Below are 1,151 nucleotides of genomic sequence, written 5' to 3'. Positions count from 1 at the left end.
GGAAACAAAACTCCTGAAGAAATCCATCAAACCAATCAAAAAACAGATCGATTGTGGAAAAACTATTACCCCAAAAACCGTACACTTGTAAACCAATAAAAGGACTAACAGAAATAGTCAATCAGTATCAGGATTTAAACAATAACCTGTAAACTATTTTTAGGACGAGTCAACCTTATTCCAATCCCTCTAGCCCCTTACCAAGGGGGAATTGGATTGTCTTGATCTTCATCCTTTTTCCCTTTAAAACCACCGACAAAGCCCGATCTGAAGATCTGAACAATTTAGAATCATCTTATTTAATAACGAAAAATCAAACTTTTACCCGGAAACAACTCCCCCTTTCTTAAAGGGGGTAAGGGGGATTAGATACACCATTTTTTACCTCCCAATCATCAATAAAATCATTGAGTTCTGCCAATACGGAGTGTATTGATCTTTTTATCTCTTTATCCTGAAACCTTATAAAATACAAACCCAGACTTTCTAATACTTTTTGTCTTTCTTGATCCGAAAGTGTGGCCTCCTCACTGTAATGCGAGTTACCATCTATTTCTATAACTAGACTAAGTTTTTTGCAATAAAAATCCACTATATAATTATCAAGTGGTTTTTGCCGATTAAATGAATAGCCTCTAAATTGACTTGCTCTCAATTTTTGCCAAAGAAGAATCTCGGAAAGAGTAGAATGGTTTCTTAACTCTCTAGAGAACTCTTTCAAATTTCTGTTATAAGGTAAAAAGTACATAGAACCAAAATAATACTTATTTCCAATCCCCCCAACCCCCTTTTCAAGGGGGAGTCGCCCCATTTTGAACTCTTACCAGTAATCTCTTTAAATCCATCCTGTATTCCATTTCTTAAGATTAAAACTATTCGAGATCGGCAACTGATTAAAAACGAAAAATCAAACTTTTATCGGGAACCAACTCCCCCTTTCTTAAACGGGGTAAGGGGGATTCATTTCCTCTATCCACCTTGACTCGTCCTAAAAATAGTTTACAGGTTATTGTTTAAATCCTGATACTGATTGACTATTTCTGTTAGTCCTTTTATTGGTTTACAAGTGTACGGTTTTTGGGGTAATAGTTTTTCCACAATCGATCTGTTTTTTGATTGGTTTGATGGATTTCTTCAGGAGTTTTGTTTCC

Annotated in this window: 1 protein-coding gene; it reads right to left on the bottom strand. The window is 35.4% G+C overall.

From position 1 onward, the window contains the following. Nucleotides 1–346 precede the first annotated feature (346 nt). A complete protein-coding gene (locus tag AAA938_RS20115) occupies nt 347–811 on the bottom strand; it encodes an endonuclease domain-containing protein (protein WP_338230720.1) in 465 nt (154 codons plus the stop codon). Nucleotides 812–1,151 lie beyond the last annotated feature (340 nt).

This window comes from Algoriphagus taiwanensis, from assembly GCF_036245645.1.
GTDB classification, from domain to species: Bacteria; Bacteroidota; Bacteroidia; order Cytophagales; family Cyclobacteriaceae; genus Algoriphagus; species Algoriphagus taiwanensis.
The sequence above is the reverse complement of the archived record's forward strand: the minus strand, read 5'-3'. Positions and strand labels throughout refer to the sequence as shown.